The sequence below is a fragment of the Pseudomonas sp. NPDC007930 genome (genome assembly GCF_042958985.1).
Lineage (GTDB): Bacteria > Pseudomonadota > Gammaproteobacteria > Pseudomonadales > Pseudomonadaceae > Aquipseudomonas.
Genome location: NZ_JBIBKC010000002.1, coordinates 419,523 through 438,683, shown reverse-complemented (window position 1 = coordinate 438,683; position 19,161 = coordinate 419,523). Strand labels below are relative to the sequence as shown.

General features: G+C 64.5%; 21 protein-coding genes. All 21 read left to right on the top strand.

Annotation, left to right across the window (positions count from 1 at the left end):
* The first annotated feature begins 119 nt into the window (after positions 1-119).
* Positions 120-878, top strand: coding sequence for a tRNA (cytosine(32)/uridine(32)-2'-O)-methyltransferase TrmJ (gene trmJ, locus ACFZCE_RS06485; protein WP_390937143.1), 759 nt, complete (start codon positions 120-122; stop codon positions 876-878).
* Complete coding sequence (gene cysE / locus ACFZCE_RS06480) at positions 879-1,673, top strand: serine O-acetyltransferase (protein WP_390937140.1); 795 nt, start codon at positions 879-881, stop codon at positions 1,671-1,673.
* Between the two features lie 154 nt (positions 1,674-1,827).
* Positions 1,828-2,328 carry a Fe-S cluster assembly transcriptional regulator IscR gene (gene iscR, locus ACFZCE_RS06475; RefSeq protein ID WP_390937139.1) on the top strand — a complete coding sequence of 167 codons (501 nt, stop codon included), beginning with the start codon at positions 1,828-1,830 and terminating at the stop codon, positions 2,326-2,328.
* Positions 2,329-2,370: 42 nt separating this feature from the next.
* Entirely contained in the window at positions 2,371-3,585 is a 1,215-nt protein-coding gene (locus ACFZCE_RS06470; protein WP_390937138.1) for an IscS subfamily cysteine desulfurase, read from the top strand.
* 93 nt (positions 3,586-3,678) lie between these two features.
* Positions 3,679-4,065: a Fe-S cluster assembly scaffold IscU gene (iscU, locus tag ACFZCE_RS06465; protein ID WP_390937137.1), complete on the top strand. Its 387-nt coding sequence runs from the start codon at positions 3,679-3,681 to the stop codon at positions 4,063-4,065.
* A gap of 18 nt (positions 4,066-4,083) precedes the next feature.
* Positions 4,084-4,407 carry an iron-sulfur cluster assembly protein IscA gene (gene iscA / locus ACFZCE_RS06460; protein ID WP_390937135.1) on the top strand — a complete coding sequence of 108 codons (324 nt, stop codon included), beginning with the start codon at positions 4,084-4,086 and terminating at the stop codon, positions 4,405-4,407.
* A 9-nt stretch (positions 4,408-4,416) separates the two neighbouring features.
* Entirely contained in the window at positions 4,417-4,938 is a 522-nt protein-coding gene (hscB, locus tag ACFZCE_RS06455; protein ID WP_390937132.1) for a co-chaperone HscB, read from the top strand.
* A 40-nt stretch (positions 4,939-4,978) separates the two neighbouring features.
* Entirely contained in the window at positions 4,979-6,841 is a 1,863-nt protein-coding gene (gene hscA / locus ACFZCE_RS06450) for a Fe-S protein assembly chaperone HscA (protein WP_390937130.1), read from the top strand.
* Between the two features lie 3 nt (positions 6,842-6,844).
* Complete coding sequence (gene fdx, locus ACFZCE_RS06445; RefSeq protein ID WP_390937128.1) at positions 6,845-7,183, top strand: ISC system 2Fe-2S type ferredoxin; 339 nt, start codon at positions 6,845-6,847, stop codon at positions 7,181-7,183.
* 12 nt (positions 7,184-7,195) lie between these two features.
* Positions 7,196-7,396, top strand: a complete 201-nt coding sequence (gene iscX, locus ACFZCE_RS06440; protein WP_390937126.1) for a Fe-S cluster assembly protein IscX — start codon at positions 7,196-7,198, stop codon at positions 7,394-7,396.
* 88 nt (positions 7,397-7,484) lie between these two features.
* Positions 7,485-7,916, top strand: a complete 432-nt coding sequence (gene ndk / locus ACFZCE_RS06435; RefSeq protein ID WP_390937125.1) for a nucleoside-diphosphate kinase — start codon at positions 7,485-7,487, stop codon at positions 7,914-7,916.
* A gap of 28 nt (positions 7,917-7,944) precedes the next feature.
* Positions 7,945-9,093: a 23S rRNA (adenine(2503)-C(2))-methyltransferase RlmN gene (gene rlmN / locus ACFZCE_RS06430; RefSeq protein WP_390937123.1), complete on the top strand. Its 1,149-nt coding sequence runs from the start codon at positions 7,945-7,947 to the stop codon at positions 9,091-9,093.
* A gap of 27 nt (positions 9,094-9,120) precedes the next feature.
* Positions 9,121-9,876: a type IV pilus biogenesis/stability protein PilW gene (pilW, locus tag ACFZCE_RS06425; protein WP_390937121.1), complete on the top strand. Its 756-nt coding sequence runs from the start codon at positions 9,121-9,123 to the stop codon at positions 9,874-9,876.
* Positions 9,876-10,856, top strand: coding sequence for a RodZ domain-containing protein (locus tag ACFZCE_RS06420; protein ID WP_390937119.1), 981 nt, complete (start codon positions 9,876-9,878; stop codon positions 10,854-10,856). Before pilW ends, ACFZCE_RS06420 begins: the two co-directional genes overlap by 1 nt.
* 1 nt (position 10,857) lies before the next feature.
* On the top strand, positions 10,858-11,967 hold the full coding sequence (ispG, locus tag ACFZCE_RS06415; protein WP_390937117.1) for a flavodoxin-dependent (E)-4-hydroxy-3-methylbut-2-enyl-diphosphate synthase: 1,110 nt from the start codon (positions 10,858-10,860) through the stop codon (positions 11,965-11,967).
* A 21-nt stretch (positions 11,968-11,988) separates the two neighbouring features.
* On the top strand, positions 11,989-13,284 hold the full coding sequence (hisS, locus tag ACFZCE_RS06410) for a histidine--tRNA ligase (RefSeq protein WP_390937115.1): 1,296 nt from the start codon (positions 11,989-11,991) through the stop codon (positions 13,282-13,284).
* A gap of 30 nt (positions 13,285-13,314) precedes the next feature.
* Complete coding sequence (locus ACFZCE_RS06405) at positions 13,315-13,956, top strand: tetratricopeptide repeat protein (RefSeq protein WP_390937113.1); 642 nt, start codon at positions 13,315-13,317, stop codon at positions 13,954-13,956.
* Positions 13,949-15,100: an outer membrane protein assembly factor BamB gene (bamB, locus tag ACFZCE_RS06400; RefSeq protein WP_390937110.1), complete on the top strand. Its 1,152-nt coding sequence runs from the start codon at positions 13,949-13,951 to the stop codon at positions 15,098-15,100. The genes ACFZCE_RS06405 and bamB overlap by 8 nt, the downstream gene beginning before the upstream one ends.
* Before the next feature lie 93 nt (positions 15,101-15,193).
* Positions 15,194-16,654, top strand: a complete 1,461-nt coding sequence (gene der / locus ACFZCE_RS06395; RefSeq protein WP_390937108.1) for a ribosome biogenesis GTPase Der — start codon at positions 15,194-15,196, stop codon at positions 16,652-16,654.
* Between the two features lie 84 nt (positions 16,655-16,738).
* Positions 16,739-17,887 carry a methionine aminotransferase gene (locus tag ACFZCE_RS06390; protein ID WP_390937107.1) on the top strand — a complete coding sequence of 383 codons (1,149 nt, stop codon included), beginning with the start codon at positions 16,739-16,741 and terminating at the stop codon, positions 17,885-17,887.
* Entirely contained in the window at positions 17,875-18,666 is a 792-nt protein-coding gene (locus tag ACFZCE_RS06385; RefSeq protein ID WP_390937105.1) for an amidohydrolase, read from the top strand. The genes ACFZCE_RS06390 and ACFZCE_RS06385 overlap by 13 nt, the downstream gene beginning before the upstream one ends.
* Positions 18,667-19,161 lie beyond the last annotated feature (495 nt).

Below are 19,161 nucleotides of genomic sequence, written 5' to 3'. Positions count from 1 at the left end.
AAGAGCCGGGCATTCTACCAGAAACCTGTGCGGTAAAAAGAGCGGCGAGGGTGCCGTGGCGTAGTTTTCGTCGGTTCGGTACTATTTATCTCTTTTTGCACAGCCAGAGCGTTCCCACCGTGCTGCAGAACATCCGTGTCGTGCTGGTCAATACCAGCCACCCCGGCAACATTGGCGGTGCTGCCCGCGCCATGAAAAACATGGGCCTGGCGCACCTGGTCCTGGTCGACCCGCTGCAGTTCCCGGCGGCCGACGCCAGCGCGCGCGCCTCCGGGGCCGATGACCTCCTCGCAAACGCCCAGGTGGTCGCCACCCTCGAAGAGGCCCTGGTCGGCTGCTCGCTGGTGCTCGGCACCAGCGCCCGCGACCGCAGCCTGCCGTGGCCGATGCTCGACCCCCGCGAGTGCGGTGGCAAAACGGTCGAGGCCGCCGCCACGGGCCAGCAGGTGGCGCTGGTGTTCGGCCGCGAGCACGCCGGCCTGACCAACGACGAGCTGCAGCGATGTCATTACCACGTGCACATCCCGTCGAACCCGGAGTTCAGCTCGCTGAACCTCGCCGCCGCGGTCCAGGTGCTGGCCTACGAGGTGCGTACCGCCTGGCTCGCTGGCCAGGCCGCGGGCGGCGCCAGCACGGCCGCCGAGGCGCCGGCGCTGGCGACCATGGATGAAATGGAAGGGTTCTACAAGCACCTGGAGGCGACCCTGGTCCAGATTGGTTTTCTCGACCCGGCCAACCCCCGGCATCTGATGGCCCGGCTGCGCCGGCTGTTTGCCCGCAGCGCCGTGGACCACACTGAAATGAGCATCTTGCGGGGCATCCTCACCGAAACCGGTAAAGCGGTACGCGGCGAGCCTCACAAGCGGAAGGAGCAATAAATGTTCGAGCGCATGCGAGAAGACATCCAGAGCGTATTCCACCGCGACCCTGCCGCGCGCAATGCCTTCGAGGTCCTTACCTGCTACCCGGGGCTGCACGCCATCTGGCTGCACCGGGTGGCTCACGCGCTGTGGCGCGGCCAGTGGAAGTGGCTGGCGCGCTCGGTGTCGAACTTCAGCCGCTGGCTGACCGGCATCGAGATCCACCCCGGGGCGAAGATTGGCCGGCGTTTTTTCATCGACCACGGCATGGGTATCGTGATCGGCGAAACCGCCGAGCTGGGTGATGACGTCACCCTTTACCAGGGCGTGACCCTCGGCGGCACCAGCTGGAACGCCGGCAAGCGCCACCCCACCCTGGAAAACGGCGTGGTGGTGGGCGCTGGCGCCAAGGTGCTGGGGCCGTTCACCGTGGGCGAGGGGGCGAAGATCGGCTCCAACGCAGTGGTGACCAAGCCGGTACCGGCCGGTGCGACCGCGGTGGGTATCCCGGCGAAGATCATCACCCGCGAGGCCGAGCTGAACGAGCAGGACGCCAAGCGCAAGGCCATGGCCGAGAAGATCGGCTTCGACGCCTACGGCGTGGCCGGCGACATGCCAGACCCGGTCGCCCGCGCGGTCGGGCAGATGCTCGATCACCTGCACGCGGTCGACAGCCGCCTCGAAGGCATGTGCGCGGCGATGACGCGCATGGGCAGCGACTACTGCGCCAAAGACCTCCCGCCGCTGCGCGACGAAGACTTCGATTGCGTCAAAGGTCAGTGCGCAGAGGGCGAGCGGGCCGCCAACGGCTGAAACGCCAGCCGCGCAATAATAGTGTGCTATCATCCGTCGCCATTTCGCGACCAATCCCGAGTAAATCAGTGGGTCTTATAGTTGACTCATTTACTCGGGAATAGCATACTTGGCGCATCGTGATCCCCAACCCGCTCACCCGTGGTAACGACTCATGCGACTGACCACCAAAGGCCGATACGCCGTGACCGCCATGCTTGACTTGGCATTGCACGCACAGCGTGGGCCCGTCTCGCTGGCCGACATCTCCGAGCGCCAAGGTATTTCGCTGTCTTACCTGGAGCAGCTGTTCGCCAAGCTTCGCCGCAGCAACCTGGTTTCCAGCGTTCGCGGCCCTGGCGGCGGCTACCAGTTGTCGCGTGACATGCAAGGCATCCAAGTGGCGCAGGTGATCGACGCGGTCAACGAATCGGTCGACGCCACCCGCTGCCAGGGCATGGGCGACTGCCATTCCGGGGACACATGCCTCACCCACCACCTGTGGTGCGATTTGAGCCAGCAGATTCACGAATTCCTGAGCGGTATCAGTTTGGCCGACCTGGTCACGCGTCGCGAGGTCCAGGAAGTGGCCCAGCGTCAAGACTTGCGCCGTTGCAATGGGCGCACGCCGATGCTGGATAAACTCGACAAAATAGAAACGTCCGTCGTCGACTGACCGCCCAAAGAAGCGGCGCGCGAGCCTGATAGGAGATTTTCAATGAAGTTGCCGATTTACCTCGATTACTCCGCGACCACCCCGGTCGACCCGCGTGTCGCCCAGAAAATGGTCGAGTGCCTGACCCTGGACGGGAACTTCGGTAACCCCGCCTCGCGTTCGCACGTGTTCGGCTGGAAGGCCGAAGAGGCCGTTGAAAACGCCCGCCGCCAGGTCGCTGACCTGGTCAACGCCGACCCTCGCGAAATCGTCTGGACCAGCGGCGCCACCGAATCCGACAACCTTGCCATCAAGGGTGTCGCGCACTTCTATTCGGGCAAGGGCAAGCACCTGATCACCAGCAAGATCGAACACAAGGCCGTGCTCGACACCGCCCGCCAATTGGAGCGTGAAGGCTTCGAGGTGACCTACCTCGAGCCTGGCGAAGATGGCCTGATCACCCCGGCGATGATCGAAGCCGCCCTGCGTGAAGACACCATCCTGGTGTCGATCATGCACGTGAACAACGAAATCGGCACCATCAACGACATCGCCGCCATCGGCGAGCTCACCCGTTCGCGCGGCGTGCTGCTGCACGTCGACGGCGCGCAGTCCGCCGGCAAGGTCGAAATCGACCTGGCGAACCTGAAAGTAGACCTGATGTCGTTCTCCGCCCACAAGATCTACGGCCCCAAAGGCATCGGCGCGCTGTACGTCAGCCGCAAGCCGCGGGTGCGCCTCGAGGCGACCATGCACGGTGGCGGCCACGAGCGCGGCATGCGCTCCGGCACCCTGCCGACCCACCAGATCGTTGGCATGGGCGAAGCGTTCGAAATCGCCAAGAAAGAAATGGCCAGCGACAACGCCCGCATCAAGGCGCTGGCTGACCGCTTCTATGCCCACGTGGCCGACCTCGAAGAACTGTACGTGAACGGCAGCCTGACCCAGCGCGTGCCGCACAACCTGAACCTGAGCTTCAACTACGTCGAAGGCGAGTCGCTGATCATGGCGCTCAAGGACCTGGCGGTCTCTTCGGGTTCGGCCTGCACCTCCGCTTCGCTCGAGCCTTCGTACGTGCTGCGCGCCTTGGGCCGCAACGACGAACTGGCGCACAGCTCGATCCGCTTTGCCTTCGGCCGCTTCAGCACCGAGGAAGAGATCGACTACGCCGCCGCCAAGGTGCGCGAAGCCGTGACCAAGCTGCGCGAACTGTCGCCGCTGTGGGACATGTACCAGGACGGGGTTGACCTGTCGAAGATCGAGTGGGCTGCGCACTGATTTATTCAAGTCGCCGCCAAAGGCCCCGTGGCCCGTGCGTTGCGCGCGGGGCCCACAGAGCGACTACTGATGAGTTGAGAGGATAGACACACCATGGCTTACAGCGAAAAGGTCATCGACCACTACGAGAACCCGCGTAACGTGGGCAAGCTCGACAAGAACGATCCTACAGTCGGCACCGGCATGGTCGGCGCGCCGGCCTGCGGCGACGTGATGCAGCTGCAGATCAAGGTCAACGACCTGGGCGTGATCGAAGACGCCAAGTTCAAGACCTACGGCTGCGGTTCGGCGATCGCTTCCAGCTCCCTCGCCACCGAGTGGATGAAGGGCAAAACCCTGGACGAAGCCGAAACCATCAAGAACACCCAGTTGGCCGAAGAACTGGCGCTGCCGCCGGTTAAGATCCACTGCTCGGTACTCGCCGAAGACGCCATCAAGGCGGCCGTTCGCGACTACAAGCAGAAAAAAGGCCTGCTCTGAACGCTTGAGGAGTCTGCAATGGCTATCACCATGACTGAAGCCGCTGCCAATCACGTGCGCCGCTCCCTGCAAGGGCGCGGCAAGGGTGAGGGCATTCGCCTCGGTGTGCGTACCACCGGCTGCTCGGGCCTGGCCTATGTGCTGGAGTTCGTCGACGAAGCCGGCAGCGAAGACGAGGTGTTCGAGAACCATGGCGTGAAGGTGGTCATCGACCCCAAAAGCCTGGTGTACCTCGATGGCACCGAATTGGACTTCGTCCGTGAAGGGTTGAACGAAGGCTTCAAGTTCAACAACCCCAACGTGCGCGGTGAGTGCGGTTGCGGCGAAAGCTTCAACGTTTGAGGTAAACCCGTGGGTACTCCTTGCCATTACGCGCTGTTCGAGCTCAAGCCGGCGTTTCGCCTTGACCTCGAGCAACTGGCCACGCGCTACCGGGAACTGGCGCGCAGCGTTCACCCCGACCGCTTCGCCGACGCCCCCGAGCGCGAACAGCGCCAGGCGCTGGAGCAGTCGGCCGCGTTGAACGATGCCTACCAGACCCTCAAGAGCGCGCCGCGCCGCGCGCGGTATCTGCTGGCCATCAATGGCCATGAAGTGCCCCAGGAAGTCACGGTCAGCGACCCCGAATTCCTGATGCAGCAAATGCAGTGGCGTGAAGAACTCGAAGAGCTGCAGGACAACGCCGACGTGGATGGCATCGTGCCGTTCAAGAAGCGCCTGAAGGCCGCCCAGGCGAGCCTGGAAGACGACTTCGCTGGCTGCTGGGACGCCCCGGCCGAGCGTGAACAGGCTGAACGCCTGATGCGCCGCATGCAGTTCCTCGACAAACTGGCGCAGGAAGTGCGCCAGCTCGAAGAGCGCCTCGACGACTAACCCAGTGCCGCCCCGGTCGCACGCCTGAATACAGACAAGCATGGCTTTACTGCAGATCGCCGAACCCGGCCTGAGCCCTCAACCGCACCAGCGTCGCCTGGCGGTAGGGATCGACTTGGGCACCACCAATTCGTTGGTCGCTGCTGTGCGCAGCGGCCTGTCCGAAACCCTGCCCGATGAACAGGGCGGCGTGATCCTGCCGTCTGCCGTGCGCTACCACGCCGACCGCGTGGAAGTCGGCGCCGGCGCCAAGGCCGCCGCGGCCAGCGACCCGTTCAACACCATCGTGTCGGTCAAGCGCCTGATGGGCCGCGGCATCGCCGACGTGAAGCAACTGGGCGAGCAACTGCCGTACCGCTTCGCCGAGGGCGAGTCGCACATGCCGTTCATCGAGACCGTGCAGGGCCGTAAAAGCCCGGTCGAGGTCTCGGCCGACATCCTCAAGGTGCTGCGCCAGCGCGCCGAGGCCACCCTGGGCGGCGAACTGGTCGGCGCGGTGATCACCGTGCCGGCGTACTTCGACGATGCCCAGCGCCAGGCGACCAAAGACGCCGCCCGGCTGGCCGGGCTGAACGTGCTGCGCCTGCTCAACGAACCGACCGCGGCCGCCGTGGCCTATGGCCTGGACCAAAGCGCCGAAGGCCTGGTCGCGATCTACGACCTGGGCGGCGGTACGTTCGATATTTCCATCCTGCGCCTGACCGGCGGGGTGTTCGAGGTGCTGGCCACCGGCGGCGACAGCGCCCTGGGTGGCGATGACTTCGACCACGCCATCGCCCAATGGCTGGTGGCCCAGGCGGGCCTCTCCGGGGATCTCGCCCCGGCGGCGCAGCGCCAGTTGCTGCAGGTCGCTTGCGCGGCCAAAGAAGCCTTGAGCGATGCTGCCAGTGTGCCGGTGGCTTATGCCGACTGGGCTGGGGAGCTGACCCGCGAGGGCTTCGAAGCGTTGATCGAGCCCATGGTTGCCCGCAGCCTCAAGGCCTGCCGCCGCGCTGTGCGCGATGCCGGCATCGAGGTCGAAGAGGTCAGCGCGGTGGTGATGGTCGGTGGTTCCACCCGCGTGCCACGGGTGCGCCAAGCGGTGGGTGGGTTGTTCGGCCGCGAGCCGTTGATCGACATCGACCCTGACCAGGTAGTTGCCGTGGGCGCCGCCATCCAGGCTGACCTGCTCGCCGGGAACCAGCGCGAAGGCGGCGACCTGCTGCTGCTCGACGTGATCCCGCTGTCGCTGGGCCTGGAAACCATGGGCGGGCTGATGGAAAAGGTGATTGCCCGCAACACCACCATCCCGGTCGCCCGTGGCCAAGAGTTCACCACCTATAAAGATGGCCAGACGGCCATGATGATCCACGTGCTGCAGGGCGAGCGCGAGCTGATCGCCGACTGCCGTTCGCTGGCGCGCTTCGAGCTGCGCGGCATTCCGCCGATGGTGGCGGGCGCGGCGAAAATCCGCGTGACCTTCCAGGTTGACGCCGATGGCCTGCTCAGCGTGGCCGCCCGCGAGTTGTCCAGCGGCGTCGAGGCGAGCATCCAGGTCAAGCCCAGCTATGGCCTGACCGACGGCGAAATCGCCCGCATGCTCAAAGATTCCTTCGCCCACGCCGGCGCCGACAAGGACGCCCGCCAGTTGCGCGAGTACCAGGTCGATGCCCAGCGCCTGGTCGAGGCGGTGGCCGCGGCGCTTGAGGTCGACGGCGAGCGCCTGCTCGACGCCGACGAGCGCGAGGTGATCGAACTGAACATGAGCGAGCTGCAGGCACTGGCGCAGGGCAACGATGGCGCCGCCATCGACCAGCAGACCAAGCGCCTGTCGCAGCTGACCGACGCGTTTGCCGCGCGGCGAATGAATTCCACCGTCAAGGCCGCCCTGGCCGGGCGCAACCTAGGCGACATCGAGGACTGAACCATGCCGCAGATCATCTTTCTGCCCCATGCCGAACACTGCCCTGAAGGCGCCGTGATCGAGGCCGAGCCGGGCGAGACCATCATCGCCGCGGCCAAGCGCAACCACATCGACATCGAACACGCCTGTGAAATGTCATGTGCCTGCACCACCTGCCACGTCGTTGTACGTGAGGGTTTCAATTCGATGGAACCTTCCGACGAGCTCGAAGACGATATGCTCGACAAGGCCTGGGGGCTGGAGCCGCAGTCGCGGCTGTCGTGCCAGGCCGTGGTCGGCGACCAGGACCTGACCGTCGAGATCCCGAAATACACCATCAACCAGGTGTCCGAAGGGCACTGACAGGAAGCCATCATGAGTCTTAAATGGGTTGATGTGCAGGAAATCGCCATCCAACTGGCCGAAGCCCACCCCGAGGTGGACCCGGTCACGGTGAATTTCCCGCGCTTGCGGCAGATGGCCATGGACCTGCCGGACTTCGACGACGCCCCCGAGCGCTGCGGCGAGAAGGTACTCGAGGCGATCCAGGCGCTGTGGATCGAAGAAGCGGATTGAAACGCACCGCTGTTAGGAATTACCCGAGAACCCGCGTATAATTCGCGGGTTTAATTTTTGGCTTCATTCACTCTTTTCGGAGTTTCACATGGCTGTTCAACGCACTTTTTCCATCATCAAGCCTGACGCCGTTGCCAAGAACGTCGTTGGCAAGATCGTTTCCCGCTTCGAAGAAGCCGGCCTGCGTGTTGTTGCCTCGCGCATGGTGCAGCTGTCCGAGCGCGAAGCCAGCGGTTTCTACGCCGAGCACAAAGAGCGCGGCTTCTTCGGCGACCTGGTCAAGTTCATGACCTCCGGCCCGGTCATCGTCCAGGTGCTGGAAGGCGAAAACGCCATCCTGAAAAACCGCGAACTGATGGGCGCCACCAACCCGGCCAACGCCGAGCCAGGCACCATCCGCAAGGACTTCGCCGAGTCGATCGACGAAAACGCCGTGCACGGTTCCGACTCCGAGGCCTCGGCCGCGCGTGAAATCGCGTACTTCTTCTCCGAAACCGAAGTGTGCGCTCGCATCCGCTGATCGCGGAACGAGCAAGGTGGTGAATTGCATGAACGTTGTGGCCGCTAAAACCAACCTGCTGGGCCTGACCCAGCCGGAAATGATCGCCTTCTTCGAAACGCTCGGAGAAAAGCGCTTCCGTGCCGGTCAAGCGATGAAATGGATTCACCACTTTGGCGTCGATGATTTCGACGCCATGACCGATTTCGGCAAGGCCTTGCGCGCCAAGCTCAAGGCCGTGGCCGAAATCCGCGGGCCGGAGGTCGTCAGCGAAGACATCTCCGCCGACGGCACCCGTAAATGGGTGGTGCGCGTCGCCTCCGGCAGCTGCGTCGAAACGGTCTACATTCCCCAGGGCAAACGCGGCACGTTGTGCGTTTCGTCCCAGGCAGGCTGTGCCCTGGATTGCAGCTTCTGCTCCACCGGCAAGCAAGGTTTCAATAGCAACCTGACCGCCGCCGAAGTGATCGGCCAGGTCTGGATTGCCAATAAATCGTTCGGCAGCGTGCCGGCTACCGTCGACCGCGCCATCACCAACGTGGTGATGATGGGCATGGGCGAGCCGCTGCTGAACTTCGACAACGTGGTCGCCGCCATGCACCTGATGATGGACGACTTCGGCTACGGCATCTCCAAACGCCGGGTCACGTTGTCTACCTCTGGCGTGGTGCCGATGATCGACGAGCTGGCCAAGCACATCGACGTGTCGTTGGCGTTGTCGCTGCACGCGCCGAACGACGCGCTGCGCAACGAGCTGGTGCCGATCAACAAGAAGTACCCGCTCAAGGTGGTGCTCGACTCGTGCCAGCGCTACATGCGCGCGCTGGGCGAAAAACGCCAGCTGACCATCGAGTACACCCTGCTCAAGGACGTCAACGACCGCCCCGAGCACGCCGCCGAGATGATCGAGCTGCTCAAGGACGTACCCTGCAAGGTCAACCTGATCCCCTTCAACCCGTTTCCCCATTCGGGTTATGAGCGGCCCAGCAACAATGCCATCCGCCGCTTCCAGGACACGTTGCACCACGCCGGTTTCAACGTTACCGTGCGCACCACCCGTGGCGAAGACATCGACGCCGCCTGTGGCCAGTTGGTAGGCCAGGTGATGGACAAAACCCGCCGCAGCGAGCGCTACATCGCCGTGCGGCAGTTGGCGGCCGACGCCGAAGTGGTACAGCTGGCAGCTTCCAGGCAATGATGCCGGCCCCCTGAAGAGAGGAACTCCATGACGTTGCGCGCCGCGCTCCTGCTGTTGCTGTTTGGCCTTGTGTCCGGCTGTGTGACCGAGGGCAAGGTCAACCCCATGGAAACCAAAAAAGGCCGCAGCGAAGCCCGTGACGCTTACATTCAGTTGGGGTTGGGCTACCTGCGCCAGGGTGATACCGAGCGCGCCAAGGTACCGTTGAAGAGCGCGCTCGACATCGACTCCAGCAGCCAGGCCGCCAACGCCGCACTGGCGCTGGTGTTCCAGGCCGAAAAAGACCCAAAGGTTTCCGAGCAGTACTTCCGCAAGGCGCTGGCCGCCGGCGAAGACGCGCGGATCCGCAACAACTACGGCAGTTTCCTGTACGAGCAGCAACGCTACCCGGAAGCTTACGAAATGTTTCAAAAAGCCGCGGACGACCCGCTGTATCCTGAGCGTTCGCGGGTGTACGAGAACCTCGGCATGACCGCCACCCAGTTGGGCCGCAGCGAAGAAGCCCAGGGCTACCTGGAAAAGGCCGTGGCGATGAACCGCCAGCAGCCGCGGGCACTGTTGGAACTGGCTGAAATCGCCTACGCTCGGCAGCAGTACGTCCCGGCCAGGGATTATTTCACCCGCTTCAGCCAGATCAGCGAGCAGAATGCGCGCAGCCTGTTGCTCGGCGTGCGCCTGGCCAAGCGGTTCCAGGACAAGGACACCGCGGCCAGTTATGGCTTGCAACTCAAACGCCTTTATCCCGGTACGCCGGAATACCAGCAATACCTGTCGGAGCAATGATGAAAGTGGCGCACCCAGAAGTTGTAGCAGCGGCTCGCACGAACCCGGGGGAAACACTGCGTCAGGCTCGCGAAAGCAAAGGCTGGACGCTCCCTGAGGTCGCGACCCGCCTCAACCTGACCCAGGTATCGCTGGCCAACCTCGAGGCCGGCGCCTTCGACCGCCTGCCCGGGCATACCTTTTCCCGTGGCTACATCCGCGCCTACGCCAAGCTGCTGGGCATGGACCAAGCCCCCTTGGTCGAGGCCTTCGACCACTACACCGGCACCAACGCCAAGGGCAGTGAAGTGCACGGCCTGGGCCGTATCGAAGAACCCATGCGGCTGTCGCAGAACCTGCTGCGCATCGTCAGCCTGGTGCTGCTGTTGTGCGTGATCGGCGGCGGCTTCGTCTGGTGGCAGGACCAGTACGGCAGCCACCGTGACGCCTCCAGCGCGCCGCTGGAGCACGTTGAGGTCGAGAGCGCCGACGGCACTACCCAGATCCACCCGATCGACGAGCCCGAAGACCCCGCCGCCAACCAGGGCAGCGTGACCCAGGCGCCGGTGCCGGGGCAGGTCGAGCAGCCGGTGCCGTCGGCGCCAGTGCCCGCGCCGGCGCCCGCCGACAGCCATGCCGCCACCCCTTCGGCCAGCCCGGCCACGCCCGCGCCCGCCGCCCCCGCCGTGGCCCAGGTGCCGGCGCCGGTGCCCCAGGCCCAGCCGGCCGCACCCGCCCAACCGTTGCCGGCCGGCCCTGGCGAAGGCACGGTGAGCATTCGCTTTACCGCCGATTGCTGGATGCAGGTCACCGATGGCAATGGCAAGGTGCTGGTCACCGGCCTGAAGCGCTCCGGCGACAGCCTCAATGTGAATGGCAAGCCGCCTTTCATGGTGCGCCTGGGCTACGCCCGTGGCGCCGAAGTCTCCTACAACGGCCAGGCCGTGGACGTGAAACCGTTCACCAGTGGTGAAACCGCACGCGTCAAACTGGGGCAATAACATGCACGGTGAGAATCCGATCAAGCGCCGCCCATCTCGCAAGATCTGGGTAGGCAACGTCCCCGTGGGGGGCGATGCACCGATCGCGGTGCAGAGCATGACCAACACCGACACCCTGGACGTCGCCGCCACCGTGGCGCAGATCAACCGCCTGGAAGACGCCGGCGTCGACATCGTGCGGGTATCGGTACCCGACATGGACGCCGCCGAAGCCTTCGGCAAGATCAAGCAGTTGGTGAAGGTGCCGCTGGTGGCCGATATTCACTTCGACTACCGCATTGCCTTGCGCGTGGCGGAGCTGGGCGTCGACTGCCTGCGCATCAACCCGGGCAACATCGGCCGCGAAGACCGCGTGCAGGCGGTGGTGTCCGCTGCCCGCGACCGCGGTATCCCGATCCGTATCGGGGTGAACGCCGGCTCGCTGGAAAAAGACCTGCAGAAGAAATACGGCGAGCCCACCCCCGAGGCGTTGCTCGAGTCGGCCATGCGCCACGTCGACCACCTCGACCGCCTGGATTTCCAGGACTACAAGGTCAGCGTGAAGGCCTCCGACGTGTTCATGGCGGTGGCCGCCTACCGCTTGCTGGCCAAGCAGATCACCCAACCGCTGCACCTGGGTATCACCGAAGCCGGCGGCCTGCGTTCCGGCACGGTGAAGTCTGCGGTGGGCCTGGGGATGCTGCTGGCCGAAGGGATTGGCGATACCATCCGTATTTCGCTGGCCGCCGACCCGGTCGAAGAAGTGAAGGTTGGCTACGACATTCTCAAGTCGCTGCACCTGCGCTCGCGCGGGATCAACTTCATCGCCTGCCCGAGCTGCTCGCGGCAGAACTTCGACGTGGTCAAGACCATGAACGAGCTCGAAGGGCGCCTTGAAGACCTGCTGGTACCGCTGGACGTAGCGGTGATCGGCTGCGTGGTCAACGGCCCTGGCGAGGCGAAGGAAGCCCATGTGGGCCTGACCGGCGGCACGCCGAACCTGGTGTACATCGACGGCAAGCCGTCGCAGAAGCTGGGCAATGACAACCTGGTAGACGCGCTCGAGCAGCTCATCCGCCGCAAGGCCGCCGAGAAGGTCGAAGCAGACGCGGCCGTGATCGCGCGTAGCTGAATACACGCTTAAGGATTTTTTGTGAGCAAGTCTTTGCAAGCCATTCGTGGCATGAACGACATCCTGCCTGGGCAAACCCCGCTGTGGCGCTATTTCGAAAGCACCGTGGCGAGCCTGCTGGACGGCTATGGCTACAGCCAGATCCGCATGCCGATCGTCGAGTTCACCGAGCTGTTCAAACGCTCGATCGGCGAAGTCACCGACATCGTCGAAAAAGAGATGTACACCTTCGAAGACCGCAACGGTGACTCGCTCACCCTGCGCCCGGAAGGGACCGCGGCCTGCGTGCGCGCGGTGCTCGAGCACGGCATCACCGGCGGCGGCCAGCCGCAGAAGCTCTGGTACATCGGCCCGATGTTCCGCCACGAGCGCCCGCAAAAGGGCCGCTACCGGCAGTTCCACCAGATCGGCCTGGAAGTGTTCAACCTGCCCGGCCCGGACGTCGACGCCGAGCTGATCGCGCTGTCGTGGCGCCTCTGGGGTGCATTGGGCATCCGTGACGCGGTCAAGCTCGAGCTCAACAGCCTGGGCACCAGCGAGGCGCGCGCGCGTTACCGTGACGCCCTGGTGGCGTTCTTGTCCGAGCGCATCGAGCAGCTCGACGAAGACAGCCAGCGCCGCCTGAAAAGCAACCCGCTGCGCATTCTCGACAGCAAGGTGGCGCAAACCCAGGCCCTGCTCAGCGACGCGCCGAAGCTGGCCGATTACCTCGACGAAGAGTCGCGCGTGCACTTCGAGGGCCTGAAGGCCCGCCTCGACGCCGCCGGTATTCCGTACGTGATCAACACCAAGCTGGTGCGCGGCCTGGATTACTACAGCAAAACCGTATTCGAGTGGGTCACCGACCAACTCGGCGCCCAGGGCACCGTGTGCGCCGGTGGGCGTTACGATGGCCTGGTCGAGCAGATGGGCGGCAAGCCCACGCCCGGCGTGGGCTTTGCCATGGGCATCGAACGGCTGATTCTGCTGCTCGAAACCCTGGGCAAGGTACCGGCCTCGATTGCCCGCACCATCGACCTGTACCTGTGCGCCGTGGGCGAGCCGGCGGAGATGGCCGGCTGGGCCCTGGCCGAACGGCTGCGGGACCAACTGCCCGGGGTTCGCCTGCAGGTGAACGCCGGTGGCGGCAGCTTCAAGAGCCAATTCAAGAAAGCCGACAAGAGCGGTGCGCTGTATGCGTTGATCCTGGGGGACGACGAACTGGCCCGGCAAGTGGTAGGGTTCAAACCCCTGCGCGGCCAAGGTGAGCAACAGCACATCGGTTGGGACGACCTGGCGGCTACGCTCGCCGGTATCGACCTGGCGGCCACCCTTTAACGCGCAGCATTCGAACATAGGAGTATTGGGGTGTCTGGTAGCGACGATGATGAACTGGCCCAGGTCAAAGACTGGTGGCAGCGCAACGGCAAACCCTTGGTCACCGGTGGCCTGCTGGCCCTGGTGCTGGTATTTGGCTGGCAAGCCTGGCAGCGCCACCAGGCCAACCAGGCCCAGGGTGCCTCGAACCTGTATCAACAACTGGTCGAGGCCTCGCTGAGCCCTGACGGCAAGCCTGACCTGCCCAAGGTCAACTTCCTCGCCGGTGAGCTGAGCAAGAACTTTGGCGGCACCGCGTACGACCAGTACGGCAAGCTGTTCGTGGCCAAGGTCTCGGTCGGCGCCGGCAAGCTCGACGACGCCGCCAGCCAGCTCAAGGCGGTGGTCGACAAGCCGGCCAATGCCACTCTTGGCGAGGTGGCGCGTGAGCGCCTGGCCCAGGTGCTGGCGGCGCAGAACAAGGCCGAAGAGGCGCTCAAGCTGCTTGACGGCGAGGCCGACAAGGCGTTCGTCGCCAGCCGCGAAGAACTCAAGGGTGACCTGCTGGTGCGCCTGGGGCGCACTGACGATGCCCATGCCGCTTACCAGAAGGCCAAGGCCGCGCTGCCAGAAGACGCCGCGGTCGGTGGTTTGCAGACCAAGCTCGACGATTTGGCCAAAGGGGATGCGTGACGTGATGCAATGGAAACATGTGGCGCTGTTGGCGCTGGCCCTGGCGGTCGTGGGTTGCAGCAGCAACAGCAAGAAGGAACTGCCGCCGGCCGAATTGCACGACTTCAAGGCTGAAGTGAACCTTGAGAAAGTCTGGAGCCGTGGCGTCGGTGATGGCCAGGGTGAAACCTACAACATGCTGGTCCCGGCGGTGGAGAACAACACCATCTATGCCGCGGACGTCACCGGCGTGGTGATGGCGCTGGACCGTATGACCGGCGACGTCGAATGGAAAAAAGACCTCAAGCGTGAGGTGTCTGGCGCGGTGGGCGTGGGCTACGGCCTGGTCACCTTCGGCACCCTGCGCGGCGATGTAGTGGCCCTCGACGCCGCCACCGGCGAGCAGAAGTGGGTGCATAACGTCAAAGCCGAAGTGCTGGCGCCGCCGGCCAGCAACGGTGATGTGGTCGTGGTGCAAACCCAGGACGACCGCCTGGTCGGCCTGGATGCCAACACTGGCGACCAACGCTGGGTGTACGACAGCACTCCGGCGGTACTGACCCTGCGTGGCACCGGCGCACCGCTGGCGACCAACCAACTGGCCATCGCTGGCTTGTCCAGCGGCAAGGTGGTAGCGCTCGACATCAACACCGGCACGCCGGTCTGGGAAGCCCGCGTGGCCATCCCGCAGGGCCGCTCCGAGCTCGACCGGGTGGTTGACATCGACGGCGGCCTGCTGTTGTCCGGTGGCGTGCTGTATGTGGCCAGCTACCAGGGCAAGATGGCCGGTATTGACCTGCAGAGCGGCCGTACCCTGTGGGAGCGCGATGCGTCGAGCTATGCCGGCGTCGCCCAAGGGTTCGGCAGCATCTACGTGGCCGAAGCCAGCGGGACCGTCGAAGGCATCGATGAACGCTCCACCACCGGCCTGTGGGCCAACGATCAACTGGCTCGCCGCCAGCTGACCGCGCCGGAAGTGTTCTCCAGCTACATCGCCGTGGGCGACTTCGACGGCTACCTGCACCTGCTCAGCCAGGTCGATGGCCGCTTCGTGGGCCGTATCCGGGTAGACAGCGACGGCCTGCGCGCCCGCCCGCTGGTCGTCGGCGACATGATCTACGTCTATGGTAACAGCGGTAAACTTGAAGCCTTGAAGGCCAAGTAAGCCCTGCCCGCGCGTAGGCCCCTCGGGGCCCGAAACACCGGCCGCTGCCTTGCAGCGGCCTTTGCATTTTCATGAATTTCCTTGGAGAGCCGCATGGTTCCCGTAATCGCCCTGGTGGGCCGCCCGAACGTCGGCAAATCCACCATGTTCAACCGCCTGACCAAAAGCCGTGATGCCATCGTGGGCGACCTCTCTGGCCTCACCCGCGACCGCCAATACGGCGAGGCGCGCTGGCAGGGGCGTACCTATATCGTGATCGACACCGGCGGTATCTCCGGTGACGAGCAAGGCATGGACGAAAAAATGGCCGAGCAGTCGTTGCTGGCCATCGAAGAAGCCGATGTGGTGCTGTTCATGGTCGACGCCCGCGCCGGCTTTACCGCGGCCGACCAGATGATCGCCGAGCACCTGCGTAAGCGGAACAAGCGTTCGCTGCTGGTGGCCAACAAGGTCGACAACGTTGACCCGGACGTCGCCCGCGCCGAGTTTTCGCCACTGGGCATGGGCGATGCCGTGCCGGTGGCCGCCGCCCATGGCCGCGGCATCAACCACCTGCTCGAGGCCTGCCTGGGTGAGTACCCGCGCGACCCTGAAGAGCCTACCTTCGAGGAAGTCGCCGAAGGCGAAGAGGCGGTACGCATCCCCGGCCCGAGCGAAAAAGACGGCATCAAGATCGCCATCATCGGCCGCCCGAACGTGGGCAAGTCGACCCTGGTCAACCGCATGCTCGGCGAAGAGCGGGTCATCGCCTACGACGAGCCGGGTACCACCCGCGACAGTATCTACATCCCGTTCGAGCGCGACGGCGCGAAGTACACCTTCATCGACACCGCTGGGGTGCGCAAGCGCGGCAAGATCCACGAGGAAGTCGAAAAATTCTCCGTGGTGAAAACCCTGCAGGCCATCAAAGACGCCAACGTGGTGATCTTCGTGATGGACGCCCGCGAAGGGGTGGTCGACCACGACCTCAACCTGCTGGGCTTCGCCCTCGAAGCCGGCCGCGCCATCGTCATCGCCCTGAACAAATGGGACGGCATGCAGCCGAGCGAGCGTGACTACGTCAAGACCGAGCTGGAGCGCCGGCTGTTCTTCGTTGATTTCGCCGACATCCACTTCATTTCGGCGCTGCACGGCACCGGCGTGGGCAACCTGTATGGCTCGGTGCAGAACTCGTTCCGCTCGGCGGTCACCCGCTGGCCGACCAGCCGCCTGACGCAGATCCTCGAAGACGCCATCAGCGACCACCAGCCGCCGATGGTCAACGGCCGCCGGATCAAGCTGCGCTATGCCCACCTCGGTGGCGCCAACCCGCCGCTGATCGTGATCCACGGCAACCTCACCGACAAAGTGCCGAACTCCTACGTGCGTTACCTGGAGAACACCTACCGGCGCGTGCTCAAGCTGGTCGGTACGCCGATCCGCATCGAGTTCAAGGGCGGCGAGAACCCGTACGAGGGCAAGAAGAACACCCTCACTGACCGCCAGGTCAACAAGAAGCGCCGCTTGATGTCGCACCACAAGAAGGCCGAGAAGAAGCGCAAAGACAAGCGCTAAGCTTGGAACGGGGCGGCCTTTGCGACCGCCCCCGCCCCTGGGCTATGCTGCCGGGTCTTTGCACTGGGGCTTTGTGGTAACGCCATGATCAACAGCAAGCTGCCCAACGTCGGCACCACCATCTTCACCCGCATGTCTCAGCTCGCCGCCCAGGTGGGCGCGATCAACCTCTCCCAAGGCTTCCCTGACTTCGACGGCCCCCAGGCGCTGCGCGACGCCGTGGCCGAGCATGTGGCCCATGGGCACAACCAGTACCCGCCCATGACCGGGCTGCCGGCGCTGCGTGAGCAGGTAGCGCTCAAACTGGCGAAGTTCTATGGGGTGAAGGTCGACCCTGAGCAGGAAGTGACCATCACCCCCGGGGCGACCCAGGCGATTTTTTGCGCGATCCAAGCGGTGGTGCGCGCCGGCGACGAAGTGATCGTGTTCAACCCCACCTACGACAGCTACGAGCCTTCGGTGCAACTGGCCGGCGGCCGCTGCGTGCACGTGCCGCTCGACCCGGCCACCTTCGCCATCGACTGGCAACGCCTGAGTGATGCAATCGGCCCGCGCACCCGGCTGATTCTGCTCAACAGCCCGCACAACCCCAGCGGCGCGCTGGTCAGTGGCGAAGACCTGGCCCGCCTGGCGGGGTTGATTGCCGAGCGCGACATCTACGTGGTCAGCGACGAGGTGTACGAGCACCTGGTCTACGACGGCGTGCCCCACGCCAGCGTGCTCGCCTGCGAGGCGCTGTACCGGCGCGCGTTCGTGGTCAGCTCGTTCGGCAAGACCTACCACGTGACCGGCTGGAAAACCGGCTACGTGGTGGCCCCGCCGGCGCTCACCGCCGAGCTGCGCAAGGTGCACCAGTTCGTCAGCTTCTGCGCCGTGGCGCCGCTGCAATGGGCGCTGGCCGACTACATGGCGGCCCACCCCGAACACCTCGAGCAGTTGCCGGCGTTCTACCAGGCCAAGCGCGACCTGTTCTGCGATTTGCTGGCCGGTTCGCGGTTCCGTTTTACCCGTACCCCCGGCACTTACTTCCAACTGGTGGACTATGCTCAGATCCGCCCAGACCTGAACGACGTCGACATGGCGTTGTGGTTGACCGAGCAGCACGGCGTGGCGTGCATTCCGGTGTCGGTGTTCTACCACCAGCCCATCGCCGAGCAGCGCCTGGTGCGCCTGTGCTTTGCCAAACGTGAGGAGACGCTGCGCGCCGCCGCGGCCAAACTATGCGCGATCTAAGTGCCTTGCCCGACCTCAACCTGGCCCTGGTGCAAACCGCGCTGGCCTGGCATGACCGCGCCAGCAACCTGGCGCAGTTCGACAGCCTGCTCGAAGATGCCCGCGGCGCCGACCTGATCGTGCTGCCGGAGATGTTCACCACGGGTTTTTCCATGGAGTCGGCCGAGCTGGCCGAGCCCGAGCAGGGCCCCACCAGCGTGTGGATGCTGCGCAAGGCGGCACAGCTGGGCGCGGTGGTCACCGGCAGTGTGATCATCCAGGCCGCCGATGGCAGCTACCGCAACCGCCTACTGTGGGCCACGCCCGAGGGTGAGCTGCGCCATTACGACAAGCGCCACCTGTTTCGCATGGTCGGAGAGCACCACCATTACGCCGCTGGCGCCCAGCGGGCGGTGTTCGAGCTCAAGGGCTGGCGGGTGCGGCCGTTGATCTGCTACGACCTGCGCTTCCCGGTGTGGAGCCGAGACAGCGAGAACACCGACCTGCTGCTGTACACCGCCAACTGGCCCGGTTCACGCCGCCAGCATTGGAACCGCCTGCTGCCGGCACGGGCCATCGAAAACCTCTGCTATGTGGCGGCGGTGAACCGCGTGGGCACCGATGGCAAGGGCTTCGCCTACACCGGTGACAGCCAGGCGCTGGATTTCCAGGGCGAAGCCCTGATCTGCGCTTGCGACGCCGACGGGGTGTTCAAGGTGCGCCTGAGCGCGGCGGAGTTGGCCGCCTACCGGTCGCGGTTCCCGGCGTACCTGGATGCGGATCCGTTCGAGCTGGGCTGAGGGGCCTATCGCCCGGCACAGCCGGCCTCCCACCAGTTTTGTGTAAGTATTTGATTTAAAAGGAAGCAAAAAGCCCGTGGGAGGCCGGCTGTGCCGTAATGCTGTTCACTTAAGCAACTTCACGGCCTCGTGGAGGGCATGAATATGTGAGCTCTGCTGATTTTGTGCATGAGCTCCAGGGCCCTTCGCCCGGCACAGCCGGCCTCCCACGGGTTCTGTGTTGCCCATTAAATCAAGTACTTACACAAATCTGGTGGGAGGCCGGCTGTGCCGGGCGAAGGGCCAGCCAGGCCATGCGCTCGGTAAACCATCGAGAGACGTCAGGGCTTTTCATCCTCCATTCAGCGCTCTGATTGCTTAAGTGAACAGCATTACGGCTGTGCCGGGCGATAGGCCCTGAAGCTCATGCACAAAGTCCGCAAGGCTCACAGATTGATTCCTCCATGAAGCCCTGAAATGGCTTGAGTGAACAGCATTACGGCTGTGCCGGGCGAG